This is a genomic window from Streptomyces luomodiensis, from assembly GCF_031679605.1.
Taxonomy (GTDB): domain Bacteria; phylum Actinomycetota; class Actinomycetes; order Streptomycetales; family Streptomycetaceae; genus Streptomyces; species Streptomyces luomodiensis.
Window position 1 is genome coordinate 4,897,602 of sequence record NZ_CP117522.1, and the last position, 18,577, is coordinate 4,916,178.

Here is an 18,577-nt window from a genome sequence, read left to right on the forward strand (position 1 = left end):
TGCAGTGCCGGAGCAGTGTGGGAGCACTGTGGGAGCGGGCCCCCGCCCGGCACTCCCGCGCCTTGGCTGCGCCGGAAGGCGCTTGCCCGGTAGGCTTTCCGTGTGATCTTCAAGCGCATCGGAAACGGTCGGCCCTATCCCGACCACGGCCGGGAAAGCACCCGCCAGTGGGCGGATGTCGCCCCACGCCCGGTACGTCTTGACCAGTTGGTCACGACGAAGCAGCAGCTCGATCTGGAGACGCTGCTCGCGGAGGACTCGACGTTCTACGGGGACCTCTTCGCCCATGTCGTGAAGTGGCAGGGCGACCTCTATCTGGAGGACGGGCTGCACCGCGCGGTGCGCGCCGCACTCCAGCAGCGCCAGGTGCTGCACGCGCGCGTCCTGGAGCTCGAGGGCTGACCGCGCCCGCGCCGCCCCTGGCGACCGATCGCCGCCGACCGGCTTCGATCTTTCTTGACCCTTTCGGGTTGCTCTGAGCACCAACCATTGATCATTTAGTAGGCATCGCCACCAGCCCGCACTACGCTGCGCACATGAGCATGCTGACCCCTCCAGGCATGGGCGGAAAGTACCGCATTACGGGCGATCGCTATCCGCGGATGAGCCGACCCCGGAACCGCAGGCGGCTGGTCTTCGCCGCGTTCGGCTCGGTCCTGGCGCTCGGCCTGGTGGGCTGGGGAACGCTTCAGCTCATCGACGTCTTCTCCGGCGACGGCGACGGCCAGACGGTCCGCGCGGGACACGGCACCGGGGACTGCGAGCGCGGCGACAAGCGCCCCGACGAGAACGCGAAGCCCGGTCGGGGCGACAGCGGCCAGAGCGGCAACAGCGGCCGTACGGGCGGGAAGCTGCCGAAGCCCGCCCAGATCACGGTCAACGTCTACAACGCGACCACGCGCTCCGGCCTCGCCAAGAACACCGCGGACGAGCTGAAGAAGCGCGGCTTCAAGATCGGCAAGGTGGGCAACGCCCCGGCCGAGTACGACAAGAAGGTCAAGGCTTCCGGGATACTGCTCGGCGCCCCGGGCGCCGACGACGGGGCGTTCAACGTGCTCGGCACCCAGCTCGACGGGGCCCAGACCAAGAACGACGCGCGGGACGGCAAGGACATCGACCTGATCATCGGCAGCGGTTTCAAGAACCTGGTCAAGCAGAAGGACGCCGAGAAGGCTCTGGCCGCCCTGGCCAAGCCCTCACCCACGCCCTCCGGCACGCCCTGCCGCTGAACCGTCGTAGAGCGCCTGGCAGGAGGGTGGTCAGCCGGCGGTCCCGTACATCCGGTCGCCCGCGTCGCCCAGACCGGGCACGATGTACCCCTGCTCGTTGAGCCGCTCGTCGATGGACGAGGTGACCACCGTCACCGGCGCGCCCGCCAGCTCGCGCTCCATGAGCTCGACGCCCTCGGGCGCCGCCAGCAGACACAGCGCGGTCACATCGTCGGCGCCCCGCGATATCAGCTCATTGATCGCCGCGACCAGCGTCCCGCCGGTGGCGAGCATCGGGTCCAGGACGTACACCTGACGGCCGGAGAGGTCCTCGGGCATCCGGGTGGCGTAGGTGGACGCCTGGAGCGTCTCCTCGTCGCGGATCATGCCCAGGAAGCCGACCTCGGCGGTGGGCAGCAGCCGCACCATGCCGTCGAGCATCCCGAGACCGGCCCGCAGGATCGGCACCACCATGGGACGCGGATGGGACAGCCGCACCCCGGTCGTGCTCGTCACCGGGGTCTCGATGTCGACCTGTTCGGTGCGCACATCGCGCGTGGCCTCGTACGCGAGCAGGGTCACCAGCTCGTCGGCGAGCCGCCGGAAGGTGGGGGAGTCGGTGCGCTTGTCGCGCAGCGTCGTGAGTTTGTGCGCCACCAGCGGGTGGTCGACGACGTGGATCCGCATGGCAACGACACTAACCGAGCCCCCGGGGCCCAGCTGCCCCCGGAGCCCGGCTGTCCTCGGAGCCCGGCTGCCGCCGTGACCTCCCGCGCGCCTCCCGTGCGCTCCACCGTCTGCCGCCGTACTGGCATCAAACCGCCGTTTCGGGGGAAAGTGGGCAAGAGCGCCCCGGCGGCCCCCGGGGCGATACCTCGGCCCCGAGGAGTGATGTGACCATGGCCGACGCGACCGCGCAGGAGACGGAGTCCGCCGCGGACCGCCGCCGCCGTCGCGACCGCTTCCTGCGCGCACTGAACGAGGCCAGGGCGGTACGGAACCGGGTGCGTCCCCAGCAGGCCCGCGCCGCCCGGATGCGCCGGGCGATACACATGCGGACGTTCTCCTGGTGAGCCCTGGAGGGCTCCCACCGAACCGCCGGAGAGGGTTTCCGCGCGTTTCGTTTCCGTCCGCGTGAGCCACATCTCTTTGGACTGGTGCACGACGCAGCGCGGAAGACCTCTCGCGAAGCGATGGTTTCTGCCACGATTCCGATTGGGCCGGGACGCTGTCCCGCCCACCCCGGCACGCCTATGACCAGTGGGAGAGTCACGGTGTACTTCGCCGCATTGCTCGCGCGCACCGCAGAAGGGTGGGAAGCGAGCGACACAGAGCTCGATGACGTGGAAACCCTGACGGATCTGATCGAACTGGCCCGTCTGGCTTCCAAGGACGACGACACGGTATTGGCCTTCATCGAGCACGAAGACGCGTGGTTCGGCGTCGTCCGTGTGGACGGCGAGGACGACCCGCACATCTACGTATCGGACGCGGCAGCGGCCGCCCGCACCTCGTACGGCTCGATGCTCACCGACGAGCTGCTCGGCCGGGACCCCGACGACGATCTGGACAGCCTGGTCGACCTGGACGGCACCGAGGACGGCGAACCGGACCGGGACGACGAGGACGCCGACGACGCCCCGGTCCCGATCGGCCCGCTCGGGGACGCCGACATCCTGGCCGACCTGGGCATGGACGAGAAGGAGCTGAAGGCCCTCGACGGGGACGCCCTCGAATCGATCGCCGAGATGCTGGGTTGCAGCATGGAGGGCCTGGAGGCGGTGCGCTGACCGCCGCCATCCCACCCTGTCACCACACCGAACCGGACCGAACCGAACCGATCAGCATCCATTCACCATCTGATCCACACCAATCCACATGTGATCCGCAGTGATCCGCACTGATCCAGACTGACGTCATGACCGATCCGCTGACCGGCCTCCTGCCCGGCCCCGAACCCGACCCCCTGCGCGACCCCTGGCGCGCCCCGATGCGCCTGGCGCTGGAAGAAGCGGTACGGGCACCCGAGACGGGAGATGTGCCGGTCGGCGCCGTCGTGCTGGGCCCGGACGGCTCGGTACTCGGCCGCGGCCGCAACGAGCGCGAGGCCCACGGCGACCCCACGGCCCACGCCGAGGTCCTCGCCCTCCGCGCCGCCGCCCGCCACCTCGGCGGCTGGCGGCTGACCGGCTGCACTCTCGTGGTCACCCTGGAGCCGTGCACGATGTGCGCCGGGGCGATCGTCCTGTCCCGTCTCGACCGGCTGGTCTACGGCGCCGTGGACGAGAAGGCGGGCGCGGTCGGCTCCCTCTGGGACGTCGTACGCGACCGCCGCCTCAACCACCGCCCCGAGGTCATCGCGGGCGTCCTGGCGGACGCGTGCGCGGCCCCCCTGACCACCTTCTTCCGCAAGTCCTGACCCTCCGCCCCGGCCCCGGCCGGGAACCGATTTCGGTTCCCGGCCGCCTGTCCGCTAGGCTCTCCCTCGGTAGCGTGTCCGAGCGGCCGAAGGAGCGCGCCTCGAAAGCGCGTGAGGGGGCAACTCCTCCGTGGGTTCAAATCCCACCGCTACCGCTGTGAAGAACGTAGGGCCCGGCTCATCGAGCCGGGCCCTACGTGTGTCCGGGCACCGTTCCCGTCAGGGGCCGGACGGGGGCGGTTGCTGCGGGGGCTGCTGCTGATTCGGGTCACCCTGCGGGGGCTGGTCCTGCGGCTGCTGCTGGTTCTGGTCGGGGGGCTGCTGCTGGTTCTGGTCCGGCGGCTGCTGGGGCGGGGGCTGGTTCGGGGGCGGCTGGTTCGGCGGAGGCTGGTTCGGGGGCGGCTGGTTCGGCGGGGGCTGGTTCGGCGGAGGCTGATTCGGCGGGGGCTGATTCGGCGGGGGCTGGTTCGGCGGAGGCTGCGGCTGCTGTTGGCCCGGGTCGGAGGGCTGGTCCTGGGGCTGCTGCTGACCCGGATCCGACGGCTGATCCTGCGGCTGCTGCTGACCCGGATCCGACGGCTGATCCTGCGGCTGCTGCTGGCCCGGGTCGGAGGGCTGGTCCTGGGGCTGCTGCTGACCCGGATCCGACGGCTGATCCTGCGGCTGCTGCTGACCCGGATCCGACGGCTGATCCTGCGGCTGCTGCTGACCCGGATCCGACGGCTCGTCGGAGGGCTGCGACTGCTCCGAAGGGGACCCGGACGGGCGGTCGGTCTCCAGCGGGGTGAACCTGTCCGACGGCTTCAGGGTGACCTTCGGCGCCTCCCGCAGACGCGGAGCCTGCTGCTCGCCCGGCATCGCCAGGGAGGAGGGGTAGTCCGCCCGTGCCAGCAGCGTGTCCCGCGGGTTCTCACTGCCGTTGCCGTCACCGAGCGGGCGCTTGAAGAGCTCGGCTTTGCCGATCCCCACCAGGACGAGCTGTTTCACGTCCTTCGCGGCCGGCCGGATGACGGTCACCGTGGTCCGGGAGAAACCGTTCCACTGCGGTCCGGTGAAGGTCGGCTTGGCGTTGCGCGGTGGGGCCGAGACCTTCACCGGGTTTCCGGAGTCGCACTTCACGACGGGCACACCGTGCTGATCCACGAAAACCGCCGTCCCGGCCTGGAGAACGGCGGACACCGGCTTCAGCCCACCGCGGTAGCCGTAGGTCTTCGCATAGGTGTCGGAGCGCAGGATGACGCTCGTGAGGCCATGGACATAGCCAGGGATGTCATCGGCCGAGCCGATGCGCTGGACCCGGCTCCAGGCGGCACCCTTCTGCTTGTCGGCCTCGAGGTCGTGGATCAGCCCCTGACGGTCGCAGGGCTGCCGGTTCCGGACGCCGGTGTAGAGACCGGGGGTGTTGCCCCGGAAGGCCCGGCCTCCGTTGGAGGGCGACACCACGTGTTTGCGGTCATGGCCGACGGAGGAGGTGAACGCGGGGACCGAGGTCTTTCCGACGGGTTCCCTCCGGTATTCGGCCGCCGCGGCGGATCCGGGAATTTCCCCGGAAGCGCCCCTGGAGGCTTGTCGGGAGGCGTCACCGGATGCCTTTTCGGAGGAGGAGATCACCCCAAGGACCACCACGGCGGCCACCACGACGACGAACCCGACGGCGAATGCTGAACGACGCGAGGTGAGGTGCCATGAGATCGAGCGCATTTCCCTCTCCTTCCCTTACCTCGCCCCCCATCCTGCGCTCGCGCGGCATGCCCCCGCTTCCCCCGAAACCCAGACATCTCCCCCCACCTTCGGGGGACTTGGGCCCGGTTTGGCCGTCGCCGCTCGCAGAACCGCCCCCGACCCGGGTGACCCCGGATCGGGGGCGGTCGCTGCCCTCGCGGTCTGTGCGCGGCCTCGCGGTCTGTACGCGGTGAACCCTCCGATCGCGGCTCCGATCGTGTCGGATGTCCGCCGCGTATCTAGACTGAGCCGCGTATCCAGACTAAACGGATATGCCCCAGTTGGCAGGAGAACGATCGGACAACCGGACAGCAGCCGAGGAGGACCGGATGAGCGGCCCTGTCGTAGCGGGGGTCGACGGCTCGCGGCGCAGCCTTACGGCCGCCGAATGGGCCGCGCGGGAGGCGGCGCGGCGCGGGGCCGCGCTGCGGCTGGTGCACGCCTGTCCGCCGTTGCCGCGCAGGGTCTCGCCGGTGCCCGGGGTGGACGCCTGGCAGCACGTGGGCGAGCAGATGCTGGGGCAGACGGTCGCCGACTTCCGGGTCCGCCATCCGGCCCTCGAGCTCGGCGGGGAGCACACCGCCGCCGAACCGGCCGAGGCGCTGCTCACGGCCGCCGCGAGCGCCGGGCTGCTGGTCGTCGGGGCCCGGGGCTGGGGAGGCTTCGACGGGCTGGCGGTGGGCTCGGTGGCTCTGCGGGTGGCGGCGATGGCGGACTGTCCCGTCGTCACGGTCCCGGAGGCGCGGCGCAGGGGCGCCGGATGGGACGGCGCGGACCGGGACGAGGTGCAGCTCGGCTTCGACGCGCACGCCCCGGCGGAGGCCACGGCCGACTTCGCGTTCCGCGCCGCCTGGGAGCGGGGCGTCCCGCTGCGGGTCGTGCACGCGTGGGCGCTGCCCCCGGCCTCCCCGTCGGCCTGGATGCTCACGGTGCTGGAGGAGGACCGGGCGAGGTGGGAGGACCAGGAGAGCCAGGTGGTCTCCGACGCCCTGCGGCCATGGCGGGAGAGATATCCCGAGGTCACCGCGGTGCCGGATGTCATCCTGCTCAATCCGGCGGAGGCGCTGGTGAGGGCCTCGGAGCGGGCCGGGCTGCTGGTGCTCGGGCGCCGCACGGCCACCCGGCCGACCGAACTGCGGCTGGGGCCGGTCGCCCATGCCGTACTGCACCATGCCCACTGTCCGGTGGCGGTCGTACCGCACCCCGCGCACTGAGCCGCCGCCCCGCGCTCACGGCGAGGCGATTTCATGCCGAGGCGGCGGTACGTGACGACGCTGCGGTTCGTGACGACGCGGCACCTCGCGAGGCGGACACCCCGGATCAGCCGAAGAACACCCCGAATTCGGAGTAGAGCGCGGGGTCGACGGTCTTGGTGCCCACCGTGGCCTCCGCGAGCGGTATGCGGACGATGTCCGTGCCGCGCAGCGCCACCATGGTGCCGAAGTCCCGGTCCTGGACGGTGTCGATCGCACGCAGCCCGAAGCGGGTGGCCAGCCAGCGGTCGAAGGCGCTGGGCGTCCCTCCGCGCTGGATATGGCCGAGGACCGTGGTGCGGGCCTCCTTGCCGGTGTGATCGGCGATCTCATGGGCGAGCCACTCGCCGATCCCGGAGAGCCGCACATGGCCGAACTCGTCCCGGCTGGAGTCCTTGACCACCATCTGGCCCTGCTTCGGCACGGCTCCTTCCGCCACCACCACGATCGGCGCGTACCTGATCTTGAAACGGTTCTCCACCCAGGCGCAGACCTGGTCGATGTCGAACGGCTGCTCGGGGAGGAGGATGACGTTGGCGCCGCCCGCGATGCCCGAGTGCAGGGCGATCCAGCCGGCGTGCCGCCCCATCACCTCGACCACCAGGGTGCGGGTGTGGGATTCGGCGGTGGTGTGCAGCCGGTCGATCGCCTCGGTGGCGATGTTGACGGCGGTGTCGAAGCCGAAGGTGTAGTCGGTGCCGGCCACGTCGTTGTCGATCGTCTTGGGCACCCCGACCACCTGGATGCCCTCGCCCGCCAGTGCCGCGGCGACGCCGAGCGTGTCCTCGCCGCCGATCGCGATGAGCGCGTCCACCTCGTACTCGGCGAGGGTCTCCCGCACCCTGCCGACCCCGTCCTCGCTGGCCAGGGGGTTGGTCCGGGAGGAGCCGAGGATGGTGCCGCCGCGCGGCAGGATGCCGCGTACGGCCGGGACGTCCAGCGGCATGACGACCCCTTCGAGTGCGCCGCGCCAGCCGTCCCGCACTCCGACGAACTCGAAGCCGTGCACCTCCACGCCCTTACGGACGATGCCGCGGATCGCGGCGTTGAGCCCGGGGCAGTCGCCGCCGCCGGTCAGCACACCGACACGCATCTCCGCTCCCTCCGCCGACGGCGCGAGCCGCTGCCGCTGCCGCCGCTCCTTTCGGCACCACTCTTGCCACCCTCCCTTTCTCCAGAATCCACCCATATGTAGCGCGGCGCCCACACCAGCGCAGCCCCGTCCCCACAGCCCCGATGGGTTCATCCGACTGATACGACTGATGCGCCAGCGGTGTGGATAGACTCTCGCAACTGTGTAACGGGGACGGCGGGAGAGGCAGCACAGATGGCCCAGGCCAAGAAAATCGCGCTCTATATGCTGATCGTCTTCGTGCTGTACACGATCATCAAGACGCCGGCCCGAGCTGCCGACCTCGTCCAGGTCGGTTTCGAGGGCATATCGGACGCCGCCAAGAGCGTCGGCGAGTTCATGACGGAACTGGTCAACTAGCCTCAGTCCCCCCTGACCCCACTCCCCGGACCCCGCCTCCCGTCGATCCCTTTACGGGCGATTCCTCCACCAACACGTGGTAAAGAGGTGCTTGCACACAGTGCACATGTCTTGTGATGCTATGACCGCTTTGCCGGGTGAGTACATCGTGAAGGGGTGGCGTGACCGTGTCGGCCCGAACCGCGCCCAGAACCCCGCCCCAGGGCGATGGCGGCAGCGAGAGCGGCAGAAGCCGAGGGGCTGACGCCAGAGCGCTCACCCAGGTGCTCTTCGCCGAGCTGTCGGACCTCACCCCCGGAACCCCCGAGCACGCCCGGGTGCGCGCCGCACTGATCGAGGCCAATCTGCCGCTGGTCCGCTACGCCGCGGCCCGCTTCCGCAGCCGTAACGAGCCCATGGAGGACGTGATCCAGGTCGGCACCATCGGCCTGATCAACGCGATCGACCGATTCGACCCGGACCGCGGGGTGCAGTTCCCGACCTTCGCCATGCCGACCGTCGTCGGCGAGATCAAGCGCTACTTCCGCGACAACGTCCGCACCGTCCATGTGCCGCGCCGGCTGCATGAGCTGTGGGTGCAGGTCAACGGCGCGACCGAGGACCTGACCGTGCTGCACGGCCGCTCCCCGACGACGGCCGAGATCGCCGAGCGGCTCAAGCTCAGCGAGGAGGAGGTGCTCGCCTGCATCGAGGCGGGCCGCTCATATCACGCCACCTCGCTGGAAGCCGCCCAGGAGGGGGACGGCCTGCCCGGACTGGTCGACCGGCTCGGCTACGAGGACCCGGCGCTCGCCGGAGTCGAGCACCGCGATCTGGTGCGCCATCTGCTCGTACAGCTGCCCGAGCGCGAGCAGCGTATCCTTTTGCTCCGTTACTACAGCAATCTGACGCAATCTCAGATCAGCGCCGAGCTCGGAGTCTCCCAGATGCATGTGTCCCGGCTGCTGTCCCGGAGCTTCGCCAGGCTGAGATCCGCGAACCGGATCGAGTCCTGATCCTTGCGAGGGACCCTCGACCTGATGCCTCAAGGCTGTAATGTCGACTTGGCGCTACAGCGTGTTGCCGACATGTGACATTCTGCAGGAACCGCGTTTGCCGCGGCCCGACCTCCGGTATTCAGGGGAAGGCTGCGTCGGACGCGAACCGCGCAGCTGCGATCCGTCCGCGACCTCTAGGGGGTGGCATGTCCGTAGAACTGGGCAGCTCGAAGGTGCTCACCAACGACGCACCGCACATGCCTGACGACTGCGACGCCATCGACACCCGCACCCTCTCCCGCTCCCTCTTCCTGCGGCTCGCCACACTCGACAAGGACAGTGCGGAGGCCGGCTACGTCCGTGACACCCTCATCGAGCTGAACCTCCCGCTCGTCCGCTACGCGGCGGCCCGGTTCCGCAGCCGTAACGAGCCGATGGAGGACATCGTCCAGGTCGGCACCATCGGCCTGATCAAGGCGATCGACCGCTTCGACTGCGAACGGGGCGTGGAGTTCCCGACGTTCGCCATGCCGACCGTCGTGGGCGAGATCAAGCGGTTCTTCCGGGACACCAGCTGGTCGGTGCGGGTGCCGCGGCGGCTGCAGGAGCTGCGGCTGGCGCTGACCAAGGCCAGTGACGAGCTGTCGCAGAAGCTCGACCGCTCCCCGACCGTCACCGAGCTCGCCACGGCGCTGGGCGTCTCCGAGGAGGACGTGGTCGACGGCCTCGCGGTGGGCAATGCCTACACGGCCAGCTCGCTGGACTCCCCATCCCCCGAGGACGACGGCGGCGAGGGGTCGCTCGCCGACCGGCTGGGGTATGAGGACAGCGCGCTGGAGGGCGTGGAGTACCGCGAGTCGCTCAAGCCCCTGCTGGCCAAGCTGCCGCCGCGCGAGCGCCAGATCATCATGCTGCGCTTCTTCGCCAACATGACGCAGTCGCAAATCGGCGAAGAGGTCGGGATCTCCCAGATGCATGTCTCACGGCTGCTCACCCGGACCCTGGCCCAGCTGCGCGAGGGTCTGATCTCGGACTGAGCCGGGCCGGGCCGCGCTCACCGGCCCGTCCCCTGCCGGATCCCTGTACACCTGACGAGCCGTCAGACACACTGGCCCGATGCGATACGCAGGGAGCCGGACAACGGGCCGCCGAGGCACGGCGATCGCCTCCTCGGCGGCCGCGCTGTGCCTGGGGGCACTGCTCAGCGGCTGCGGAGGGGGCGGCGACGGCTATGTCGCCGCCGGGGCGGCGGGGCCCGATGGCCGGCGGGCCACGACGGCCGTACCGCCCAAGGGCGGCGTCGATCTGGTGCCCCTGGACGAGGAGGGCACGGGGAACGATCGCGACGGTAAGGGCGGCGCGAACGGACAGCCCGGTAAGGGCGCCGCGGCCCCCGACGCCACCGGGGACGGCAGGACGGACGGACCGGCCTCACAGGCACCCTCGGCGTCCACGGAGGCCCGGGGCCGCACAGACGGCGGCTCAGACGGGTCAGGCGGCGCAGACGGCGGCACAAGCGGCTCCGGGGCCCCGGGGCGCCCGGACGACGGTCCCGAGGGCGAGGCCGGCCCTGGCGAGCCCTCGCCCTCCGGGGCCGGCGCTTCGGGCTCCTCCGGCTCTCCCGCCCCCACCGGCCCGGCCGTCCTGGAGGTCGGCGAGCCGGAGCGCACGGCGACCGATGAGCGCTGGTGCGAGAAGGTGAAGGTCGAGTTCCGCAACACCGGAGGGACTCCGGTCACCTCGGGCACCGTCACCTTCGGCACGCATGTGATCGACATCCTCGGCATCGACTGGGCGACGCTCGAGTCCGAGGAAGAGTTGCCCGCGCCGATCGGCGCGGGCCAGAAGAAGGAGAAGACCTGGACGGTGTGCGTGGACGACTGGCGAGTGCCGCTGGGCATGCACATCGAGACGCAGGACGTCTCGGTCACCTGGAAGCCGTAAGGCCGCCTCGGCAGCCGTAAGGGGATCGCGGGAACCACAAGGCGTCGCCGGAACCGTAAAGGGTCACGGCGGCCGCAAGGGGGTCACGGCGGCCGTAAGGAGGTCTCGCGGGGGCTCACGCCCCCGCGGGAGGCGTCACGACCTCGACGCGGCTCAGGCCAGCGCGAGCCAGGCCACCGCGGCGACGATCACGACCGCCGCGATCACACCGACGATCACGCCGACGCGCGAACCGCCGCTCGATCCGGTGGTCGCCTGGGGCTGCCGCGTGCCCTCGTCGACGAAGGCGCGGAACATCTGGGTGGAGCCGGCCGGGTCGTAATTGCCGTTGGGGCTCTGGGGGTTGTTCGCCATGAGCCCCGACCCTAGCGAACGAGCGGATTCCGGGACACCCCCGGGTCCCAGCGGCCCCTCGCTCCCCGCCTACCCCACTTGACCGACACCAGGACGACTCTTTAACGGCAATTTACCGCCCAGACCCCCCTTTCATTTGCCTGTAGCAACTAACTTCTTCTATGGTTGCCTTAAGCAACTGATCTACCCCTCTGGGAGGTGCCGTGGCCACACAGCGCCACTACGAGGAGCTGGCCCGGCAGCTCAGCGCCATCGGCACCGTCAAGCGCGGACTCGCCCGGGTCCTGCCGGCCGACTGCCCATCGGGCGCCGCCGTCGTCCTGATGCTCCTCGACCGCTACGGCGAGATGCGCATGGGAAAGCTCGCCGAGCTGCTCGACATCGACATGTCGGTGACCAGTCGGCACGTGGCACATGTCGCGGACCGCGGCTGGGTGGACCGCAAGCCCGACCCGCTCGACCGGCGGTCGCGGCTGCTGAGCATCAACACCAGTGGACGCACGCTGCTCGGTGAGGTGTCCGAGCGCTATACGAACGCACTCGCCAGCTGCCTGAGCGACTGGTCGGACGAGGACGTCGACCGGCTCAACGAACTTCTCGCCCGGTTGCGGACGAACTTCGGGGACACCCGGACCCGGGCTCTGCCGCAGCAGGTGGCGAGCAGCACCACCCGTACACCTTCGCAACGTTAAGGAACTTCATGGCAACGACCACACCGGACGGCGGTGTGCGGGGACCCGCGGGGCACCCCGCCCACGCCAAGCACGGCGGAGGAGGCCACCGGGCCCCACACGGCCACGCTCCGGACTCCTCGGCACCGATGACCCACCGGCAGATCATGGAGGCGCTCTCCGGTCTGCTGCTGGGGATGTTCGTCGCGATCCTGTCGTCGACCATCGTCTCCAACGCGCTGCCCGAGATCATCTCCGATCTCCACGGCGGCCAGTCCGCGTACACCTGGGTCGTCACCGCCACCCTGCTGGCCATGACCGCCGCCACCCCGCTGTGGGGCAAGCTCTCCGATCTGTTCAGCAAGAAGCTGCTGGTCCAGATCGCTCTTGTGATCTATGTGGCGGGCTCGGTGGTGGCCGGTCTGTCGCAGAACCCCGGCATGCTGATCGCCTGCCGTGTGGTGCAGGGCATCGGCGTCGGCGGGCTCTCCGCCCTCGCCCAGGTCGTCATGGCGGCGATGATCTCCCCGCGTGAGCGCGGCCGTTACAGCGGCTACCTCGGCGCGACCTTCGCCGTCGCGACCGTCGGCGGTCCGCTGCTGGGCGGCGTGATCACCGACACCTCCTGGCTGGGCTGGCGCTGGTGCTTCTACGTCGGCGTCCCGTTCGCCGTCATCGCGCTGATCGTCCTCCAGAAGACCCTGAAGCTCCCGGTGGTGAAGCGGGACGTCAAGGTCGACTGGAGCGGCGCCTTCTTCATCAGCGCCGCGGTCTCGCTGCTGCTGCTCTGGGTCACCTTCGCGGGTGACAAGTACGACTGGGTCTCCTGGCAGAGCTACGCGATGGTCGGCGGATCGATCGTTCTCGGTCTGATCTTCGTCCTGATCGAGTCCAAGGCGAGCGAGCCGATCATCCCGCTGCGGCTGTTCCGCAACAAGACGATCACCCTCGCCTCGCTGGCGTCGCTCTTCGTCGGTATCGCGATGTTCTCCGGAACCGTCTTCTTCAGCCAGTACTTCCAGCTGGCGCGCGGTAAGTCGCCCACCATGTCGGGCGTCATGACCATCCCGATGATCGGCGGTCTGTTCATCTCCTCGACCGTTTCCGGTCAGGTCATCACCAAGACCGGTCGCTGGAAGGCGTGGCTGGTCAGCGGTGGTGTGCTGGTGACGGCGGGCCTCGGGCTGCTGGGCACCATCCGGTACGACACCCCGTACTGGCACATGGGGATCTACATGGCCCTCATGGGCCTCGGCATCGGCATGATGATGCAGAACCTGGTGCTGGCCACCCAGAACCAGGTGGCCCCGCAGGACCTCGGCGCGGCCAGCGCCGTCGTCACCTTCTTCCGCTCCCTGGGCGGTGCGGTGGGCGTCTCGGCACTCGGTGCGGTGCTCGCCAACCGCGTCACCCACTACGTCAAGGACGGCCTGGCCGAGCTGGGCCCCAAGGGCGCCGCACTCGGCCACGCGGGCACCGGCGGCGGTGCCATCCCCGATGTGAAGACGCTGCCCGAGCCGCTGCGCACGATCATGGAGAGCGCCTACGGCCACGGTGTCGCGGACGTCTTCCTGTACGCCGCCCCGGCCGCGCTGCTCGCCCTGCTGCTGACCCTGTTCATCAAGGAGGTCGCCCTGAAGACCAGCGCCGGATCCCAGCAGGCCGCCTCGGACGCCCCGGCTCCCCAGGCCGCGTCGGCCGACGCGGTGCCGGCCACGGCCGTCACCGACCAGGTCGCCGACCTCGAGCCCGCGCTCGTGGGCGCCCCGGCCCCCGAGGTGCACGCGCCGGACTCGAGCGGTGTCCTCGCGGCCACCGCCCCGCAGCGCCTGGCGGCCTTCGCCTCCGCCGGGGGCGGCGGCGACCACCAGCCCCGGCAGGGCGTGCACGGCTTCGTGCGGAACGCGGACGGCGGCCCCGTCGCCCGCGCCGCGGTGACGCTGATCTCGCTCGCCGGGCGGCAGCTGGGCCGTTCGGTGGCGCACCCCGACGGCTCCTACGCCCTGGACGCGCCGGGCTCCGGTTCGTACGTCCTGATCGCGGCGGCCGACGGCCACCAGCCGCAGGCGTCCACGATCGTGGTCGGGGAGGAGCCGCTCGGCTTCGACATCGTCCTGTCGGCCACCAGCGGTCTGGTGGGCACCGTGCGCGGTGCCGCCGACGGCCGGCCGGTCGACTCGGCGATGGTCGTGGTCACCGATGTCCGCGGAGAGGTGCTGGCCACCGGGAAGACCGGTGAGCAGGGCGACTTCAGCTTCGAGGAGCTGGTCTCCGGGACCTTCACGGTCGCGGTGAACGCGCCCGGCTACCGGCCGGCGGCGCTGCCCGTCGAGGTGGGCGCCCAGGGGCTGACCCGGGTGGAGATAGCCCTTCAGGCCGGCGCCCGGGTGCAGGGCACCGTCCGGGCCGGGGCCGACCGGCGGCCCCTGCCGGACGCGCGGGTCACCCTCGTGGACGCGGCCGGGAACGTGGTCGCCACCGCCACCACCGGTGAGGACGGCGCCTACGCCTTCACCGACCTGGACGCGGGCGACTACACGGTCATCGCGAGCGGCTACCCGCCGGTCGCGGGGGCGCTGACGGTCTCCGGACCCGGCGTCGACGGCCACGACGTCGAGCTCGCTCACCCGGGCGAGTGACGAACCTCCGGGCGAGGGACGCGCATGAGCGGAGACGCGCCCCTCGCCCGGACCGGGCGGCGGATTTTCTCCGCCGGGCCCGGAACCCGGATCCCGGCGGCGGTGTAGTGAAGGCAGGGGACGGCCTGACACCGCCGCCCGGATCCGGCGCACAGCATGACGAGCAACACGGGAGCGGGAGCGAAACGCGGCATGACGACCACAGGAGCAGGAGCAAGCGGGGGAGCGGGGCTGCGGGCCCGGATCCGCACCCGTGACGGCTGGGCGGTCCAGCACGCGGTGCTGACCGTCACCGATATGACGGGCGCGCAGGTGCTGCGCGCGCAGGCCGACGGAGAAGGCACCGTGCGGACCGACGAGCCGCTGCCGGCCGGGCCGTACACGGTCATCGCCACCGCGGTCGGCTACGCCCCCGTCGCGTCCACGGCGATCGTCACCGCCTCGGGGCGGGTCGACCTGGGCACGGTGGTGCTGGCGCGGCAGGGCGGGGTGGAGCTTCCCCCGCCCGGCGTGTGGACGCTCGACCCGGCGCATTCGACGGTGGCCGCGGTCGCCCAGCATCTGGGGATCTCCAGCGTGCACGGGCGGTTCACGGAGTTCAGCGGGCGGATCGAGGTCGCCGAGGACGTCGAGAAGTCGCGCGTCGAGGCGGTCATCCAGGCAGCCAGCATCGACACCGGCAACACCATGCGGGACGGCCATCTGAAGTCGCCCGACTTCCTCAATGTGGAGGAGTTCCCGCAGCTGACGTACCGGAGCTCGCATCTGAGCGCCGCCGGGCCGGACCGCTGGACGGTCCACGGCGAGTTGGCGATGCACGGCGTCGTCCGCGACGTGGACCTGGACCTGACGTATCTGGGCACCGGCCCGGACCCGTGGGGCGGAGTGCGGGCGGCCTTCCGGGCCACCGCGGAGCTGCGCCGCGAGGACTTCGCGATGAACTACAACCAGGTGGTCGCGGCGGGCATCGCGGCGATCGGCACCACCCTGCGGGTCGAGCTCGACATACAGGCGGTGCAGGGCGAGGGGCTCCCCACGGCCTGACGCCCCCGGGCCGGCGCGCCGACCCGCCGGCGCGCACCACCGGCCCCCGCGGAGCCGCGGGCGCGTACGCCCCGGGCCCGACGCCCGCGGGCCCCTACCACCGGCCCCGCAGGCCTCGCCCGCGCCACCCGGGCCGCGGGACCACCCGGGCCGCGGGATCACCCGGACCGCAGGACCACCCGGACCGCGGGATCACCCGGGCCACAGGACCGCCGGGCAGCGGGACCACCCGCCCGCAGGACCACCCGGGCCACAGGACCACCCGGCCACGGGACCACCCGCCCGAAGCGGCGTCCGCGTTACGGGGTCCGTAGGGCCTCGATACCGGCGATCGCCAGGTCCAGGGCGAAGGTGAACTCCCGGTCGCGCATTTCCTCGACCGTGTCGCCGCCACGGGCTTCCATGATCTGCCGGGGCTCGTCGAACTCCGGGCGGTCCTCGACCAAGTTCATCACGTCGTGGAAGAGCTCGTCCTGGCTGAGCCCCGCCGCCCGGCAGCGGGCGGCGAAGCGGGCCTCGTTGGTGCCGAATCCGTAGACGAACTGGTAGACGAGGGCCAGCGCGCTGGTGATCTTGTCATCCGGCAGTCCGCTGTTGCGCATCACGGCCTGTGCGGCGTTGGAGAACGTCATCGAGTTGGGCCCGATGTTGAGGTACTCCCCCAGCAGCGCCGACAGCCATGGGTGGCGGACCAGCACCTGGCGGTACTCGGAGGCGAGTTGGCGCAGCTGCTCGCGCCAGTCCCGCGGCTCGGCCAGGGGGTCCGCACAGCCCTCGGCGGGACGGACGGCCTCGATGGGCAGGGCTATCTCGCCCATGGCGGCGTCGAGGGCGAGTTCGAGCAGATGGTCCTTGGTCTCCACGTACCAGTAGACCGACATGGCGGTCACGCCGAGCTCCGCCGCGAGCCGCCGCATCGAGAAGCCGGACAGCCCCTCGGCGTCCAGCAGCCGCATCGTCGCCGCGACGATCTTCACACGGTCGAGTCCGACCGGCTGCTGATCGCCCTTGCGCCTGGGGGTCTTGCGCTCTGAGAGCCAGACGCTGGACCGCTGGCGGGTGACGCGGCTGCCGGTAGCCATGGCGCCTCTCTTTCTCCCGTGCGCTGGCGCCTTCTCCAGTGCGCCGGCGCCGCACGCCCGGACCCGGCCTACGGCGCCTCACTACCTTAAGATGCTATGCCGCCGGGGATTCCTGTGAAGATCGTTCGGCCCTGCTGAGCAGGAGCGCGGCCAGCACCCCGCCCGCCAGCACGGCCGCCGCGCCGACCAGCTGGCTGGTCTCGACCCCGGAGGCGAAGGCGTCCGCGACGGCCTCCCGGTCTTCTGGGGTGCGAGCCGCGGCGACGGCGGCCGGAAGCGAACCCGCTCCGGCGGCGACCGCGGGCAGCAGCGAGGCGAAGCGGGAGTTCAGCACCGCGCCCAGGACGGCGACGCCGAGCCCGTTGCCGAATTCGGTGAGCGTGCCGTTGACCCCGGCGCCCACCCCCGCCTTCTCCCGCGGGATGGCCGACATGATGGCGTTCGCCATCGCGGGCATGGCCAGCGCGATGCCGGCCCCCATCACCACCAGCCCGAAGAGCATCCCGCCGTAGCCGTCCGCGCCGAGCGTCGCGATGGCGGCCAGACCGGCCGCGAGCAGCCCCATCCCGCCGACGACCGTCAGCGCGGTGCCCAGCTTGGGCAGCAGCCGCGCTCCTATACCGGTGAGATTGAGCGCGACGATCACCACCGCGAGCGGCGCGGTGCGCAGCCCCGCGTCCAACGCGTCATAGCCGAGCACGAATTGCAGATGCTGGGTGAGCAGGAAGAACGAGCCGCCCATGCCGAAGGCGACGAGAATGCCGCCCGCCACCGCGCCCACGAACCGGCGGTTGCGGAAGAAGTGCATGTCCAGCATCGGATGGGGGATACGCCGCTCCCAGAGCGCGAAGGCGGTCAGCACGGTGATGCCGATGACGGCCGAGACCAGCACCCGGTGGGAGGTCCAGCCGTGCTCAGGGCCGGAGATGATCGCGAAAACGATCGAAGTCATGCCGATCGTGGAGAGCAGCGCGCCCAGCAGATCGGGGCGGTCGCCGGTCGGAACCTTCGACTCCGGCACCATCCAGACCACGGCGACCAGCCCGAGCAGTGCGACGGGCAGGTTGATCAGGAAGATCGACCCCCACCAGAAGTGCTCCAGCAGCGATCCGCCGATCAGCGGCCCCGCGGCGATCCCGAGGGAGCTGACCGCGCCCCACAGCCCGATGGCCTTGGTCCGTTCTTCCTCGTCGAAGACCTGCACCACGACGGCCAGCGTCGTGGTCATCAGCAGCGCTCCGCCGATCCCCATGCCCGCGCGGGCGGCGATCAGCTGACCGGGGCTCTGCGCCAGCGACGCGGCGAGCGATCCGATGCCGAACAGGGCGAGCCCGGCGATCAGCATCTTCTTCCGCCCGTAGCGGTCGGCGGCGCTGCCCGCGGTGAGCAGCAGTCCGGACTGGACCAGCGAATAGGCGTTGATCATCCACTGGATGTCGGCGGTGCGGGCGTCCATCTCCCTGGCCAGGGAGGGGATCGCCACATTGAGGATCGTGTTGTCCAGCAACACGGTGAGCTGCGCCAGGCAGATGACGGCGAGGATCAGCCACCGTCGGGGATGGCCACCGGACGGTCGGCCGGGCGGGGCATCGGGGGCGGTATCGGCGATCGGTGCCGTCATGAGAGTCTCCAGGGGCACGCTTGTACGGTGTATGGCAACACGTTTGTCATACACCGTACAAGGATTGCCGGAGGACGTGCGGGGAATTTCGCCCCGCGCGCGTCGGCCGGACCGCCGGCGGCCTGTCGACCGGCCGGCACAGGGCAGGCCG

19 protein-coding genes and 1 tRNA gene are annotated in these 18,577 nt (G+C 70.8%); 14 read left to right on the top strand and 6 right to left on the bottom strand.

All coding sequences use genetic code 11. The features are described 5' to 3' along the window. Positions 1-102: 102 nt before the first annotated feature. Together PS467_RS20515 and PS467_RS20520 are read left to right on the top strand one after the other, a co-directional pair. Entirely contained in the window at positions 103-402 is a 300-nt protein-coding gene (locus tag PS467_RS20515) for a type II toxin-antitoxin system VapB family antitoxin (protein ID WP_014061825.1), read from the top strand. Between the two features lie 134 nt (positions 403-536). Further along, a complete protein-coding gene (locus tag PS467_RS20520) occupies positions 537-1,229 on the top strand; it encodes a LytR C-terminal domain-containing protein (RefSeq protein WP_311036501.1) in 693 nt (230 codons plus the stop codon). 30 nt (positions 1,230-1,259) lie between these two features. Here the strand turns inward: PS467_RS20520 and upp are convergent, their stop codons facing one another. Further along, complete coding sequence (gene upp / locus PS467_RS20525; RefSeq protein WP_311036502.1) at positions 1,260-1,895, bottom strand: uracil phosphoribosyltransferase; 636 nt, start codon at positions 1,893-1,895, stop codon at positions 1,260-1,262. A gap of 212 nt (positions 1,896-2,107) precedes the next feature. Here upp and PS467_RS20530 point away from each other — a divergent pair, with 212 nt between their 5' ends. From PS467_RS20530 to PS467_RS20545, 4 genes are all read left to right on the top strand, one after another. Continuing rightward, positions 2,108-2,281 carry a hypothetical protein gene (locus tag PS467_RS20530; RefSeq protein WP_311036503.1) on the top strand — a complete coding sequence of 58 codons (174 nt, stop codon included), beginning with the start codon at positions 2,108-2,110 and terminating at the stop codon, positions 2,279-2,281. Between the two features lie 180 nt (positions 2,282-2,461). After that, on the top strand, positions 2,462-2,998 hold the full coding sequence (locus PS467_RS20535; RefSeq protein WP_165556255.1) for a tRNA adenosine deaminase-associated protein: 537 nt from the start codon (positions 2,462-2,464) through the stop codon (positions 2,996-2,998). 128 nt (positions 2,999-3,126) lie between these two features. Further along, on the top strand, positions 3,127-3,627 hold the full coding sequence (tadA, locus tag PS467_RS20540; protein WP_268973099.1) for a tRNA adenosine(34) deaminase TadA: 501 nt from the start codon (positions 3,127-3,129) through the stop codon (positions 3,625-3,627). Between the two features lie 68 nt (positions 3,628-3,695). Further along, positions 3,696-3,782, top strand: a tRNA-Ser gene (locus tag PS467_RS20545). Between the two features lie 64 nt (positions 3,783-3,846). Here PS467_RS20545 and PS467_RS20550 read toward each other — a convergent pair. Further along, positions 3,847-5,328, bottom strand: a complete 1,482-nt coding sequence (locus PS467_RS20550; protein ID WP_311036504.1) for a DUF6777 domain-containing protein — start codon at positions 5,326-5,328, stop codon at positions 3,847-3,849. A 350-nt stretch (positions 5,329-5,678) separates the two neighbouring features. Here PS467_RS20550 and PS467_RS20555 point away from each other — a divergent pair, with 350 nt between their 5' ends. Then, positions 5,679-6,563 carry a universal stress protein gene (locus PS467_RS20555; protein WP_311036505.1) on the top strand — a complete coding sequence of 295 codons (885 nt, stop codon included), beginning with the start codon at positions 5,679-5,681 and terminating at the stop codon, positions 6,561-6,563. A gap of 106 nt (positions 6,564-6,669) precedes the next feature. Here PS467_RS20555 and PS467_RS20560 read toward each other — a convergent pair whose 3' ends face one another. Continuing rightward, positions 6,670-7,695, bottom strand: a complete 1,026-nt coding sequence (locus PS467_RS20560; RefSeq protein WP_311036506.1) for a 6-phosphofructokinase — start codon at positions 7,693-7,695, stop codon at positions 6,670-6,672. Positions 7,696-7,929: 234 nt separating this feature from the next. On the opposite strand from PS467_RS20560, the gene PS467_RS20565 reads away from it, so the two are divergent. The 4 genes from PS467_RS20565 to PS467_RS20580 all read left to right on the top strand — a co-directional run bounded on the left by PS467_RS20565 (position 7,930) and on the right by PS467_RS20580 (position 11,015). Beyond that, on the top strand, positions 7,930-8,094 hold the full coding sequence (locus PS467_RS20565) for a hypothetical protein (protein ID WP_268973104.1): 165 nt from the start codon (positions 7,930-7,932) through the stop codon (positions 8,092-8,094). A gap of 161 nt (positions 8,095-8,255) precedes the next feature. Next, the gene (locus PS467_RS20570; protein ID WP_268973105.1) at positions 8,256-9,089 is read left to right on the top strand and encodes an RNA polymerase sigma factor SigF; all 834 of its coding nucleotides are present in this window, start codon (positions 8,256-8,258) and stop codon (positions 9,087-9,089) included. Positions 9,090-9,277: 188 nt separating this feature from the next. Further along, positions 9,278-10,108: an RNA polymerase sigma factor SigF gene (locus PS467_RS20575; protein ID WP_268973106.1), complete on the top strand. Its 831-nt coding sequence runs from the start codon at positions 9,278-9,280 to the stop codon at positions 10,106-10,108. 79 nt (positions 10,109-10,187) lie between these two features. Beyond that, entirely contained in the window at positions 10,188-11,015 is an 828-nt protein-coding gene (locus tag PS467_RS20580; protein ID WP_311036507.1) for a hypothetical protein, read from the top strand. 153 nt (positions 11,016-11,168) lie between these two features. Here PS467_RS20580 and PS467_RS20585 read toward each other — a convergent pair whose 3' ends face one another. Further along, a complete protein-coding gene (locus tag PS467_RS20585) occupies positions 11,169-11,369 on the bottom strand; it encodes a hypothetical protein (protein WP_268973108.1) in 201 nt (66 codons plus the stop codon). Positions 11,370-11,572: 203 nt separating this feature from the next. Between PS467_RS20585 and PS467_RS20590 the strand changes: the two genes are divergently transcribed. From PS467_RS20590 to PS467_RS20600, 3 genes are all read left to right on the top strand, one after another. Continuing rightward, positions 11,573-12,061 carry a MarR family winged helix-turn-helix transcriptional regulator gene (locus PS467_RS20590; RefSeq protein ID WP_311036508.1) on the top strand — a complete coding sequence of 163 codons (489 nt, stop codon included), beginning with the start codon at positions 11,573-11,575 and terminating at the stop codon, positions 12,059-12,061. A 128-nt stretch (positions 12,062-12,189) separates the two neighbouring features. After that, positions 12,190-14,679, top strand: a complete 2,490-nt coding sequence (locus PS467_RS20595; protein WP_498076490.1) for an MFS transporter — start codon at positions 12,190-12,192, stop codon at positions 14,677-14,679. 192 nt (positions 14,680-14,871) lie between these two features. Next, complete coding sequence (locus PS467_RS20600; protein WP_311036510.1) at positions 14,872-15,723, top strand: YceI family protein; 852 nt, start codon at positions 14,872-14,874, stop codon at positions 15,721-15,723. A gap of 299 nt (positions 15,724-16,022) precedes the next feature. On the opposite strand, the gene PS467_RS20605 is transcribed toward PS467_RS20600, so the two are convergent. Both PS467_RS20605 and PS467_RS20610 read right to left on the bottom strand, forming a co-directional pair. After that, positions 16,023-16,805 (bottom strand): TetR/AcrR family transcriptional regulator, encoded by a 783-nt coding sequence (locus PS467_RS20605; protein ID WP_311036511.1) that lies wholly within the window; start codon positions 16,803-16,805, stop codon positions 16,023-16,025. A gap of 94 nt (positions 16,806-16,899) precedes the next feature. Next, positions 16,900-18,426 (bottom strand): MFS transporter, encoded by a 1,527-nt coding sequence (locus PS467_RS20610; protein WP_311036512.1) that lies wholly within the window; start codon positions 18,424-18,426, stop codon positions 16,900-16,902. Positions 18,427-18,577 lie beyond the last annotated feature (151 nt).

Bases quoted from the DNA above. Each gene is read 5' to 3' on its own strand.
- PS467_RS20605 (WP_311036511.1), bottom strand. From the start codon at position 16,805: ATGGCTACCGGCAGCCGCGTCACCCGCCAGCGGTCCAGCGTCTGGCTC.
- PS467_RS20585 (WP_268973108.1), bottom strand. From the start codon at position 11,369: ATGGCGAACAACCCCCAGAGCCCCAACGGCAATTACGACCCGGCCGGC.
- PS467_RS20535 (WP_165556255.1), top strand. From the start codon at position 2,462: ATGACCAGTGGGAGAGTCACGGTGTACTTCGCCGCATTGCTCGCGCGC.
- PS467_RS20550 (WP_311036504.1), bottom strand. From the start codon at position 5,328: ATGCGCTCGATCTCATGGCACCTCACCTCGCGTCGTTCAGCATTCGCC.
- upp (WP_311036502.1), bottom strand. From the start codon at position 1,895: ATGCGGATCCACGTCGTCGACCACCCGCTGGTGGCGCACAAACTCACG.
- PS467_RS20580 (WP_311036507.1), top strand. From the start codon at position 10,188: ATGCGATACGCAGGGAGCCGGACAACGGGCCGCCGAGGCACGGCGATC.
- PS467_RS20595 (WP_498076490.1), top strand. From the start codon at position 12,190: ATGACCCACCGGCAGATCATGGAGGCGCTCTCCGGTCTGCTGCTGGGG.
- PS467_RS20575 (WP_268973106.1), top strand. From the start codon at position 9,278: ATGTCCGTAGAACTGGGCAGCTCGAAGGTGCTCACCAACGACGCACCG.
- PS467_RS20610 (WP_311036512.1), bottom strand. From the start codon at position 18,426: ATGACGGCACCGATCGCCGATACCGCCCCCGATGCCCCGCCCGGCCGA.
- PS467_RS20530 (WP_311036503.1), top strand. From the start codon at position 2,108: ATGGCCGACGCGACCGCGCAGGAGACGGAGTCCGCCGCGGACCGCCGC.
- PS467_RS20600 (WP_311036510.1), top strand. From the start codon at position 14,872: ATGACGACCACAGGAGCAGGAGCAAGCGGGGGAGCGGGGCTGCGGGCC.
- PS467_RS20560 (WP_311036506.1), bottom strand. From the start codon at position 7,695: ATGCGTGTCGGTGTGCTGACCGGCGGCGGCGACTGCCCCGGGCTCAAC.
- tadA (WP_268973099.1), top strand. From the start codon at position 3,127: ATGACCGATCCGCTGACCGGCCTCCTGCCCGGCCCCGAACCCGACCCC.
- PS467_RS20565 (WP_268973104.1), top strand. From the start codon at position 7,930: ATGGCCCAGGCCAAGAAAATCGCGCTCTATATGCTGATCGTCTTCGTG.
- PS467_RS20555 (WP_311036505.1), top strand. From the start codon at position 5,679: ATGAGCGGCCCTGTCGTAGCGGGGGTCGACGGCTCGCGGCGCAGCCTT.
- PS467_RS20520 (WP_311036501.1), top strand. From the start codon at position 537: ATGAGCATGCTGACCCCTCCAGGCATGGGCGGAAAGTACCGCATTACG.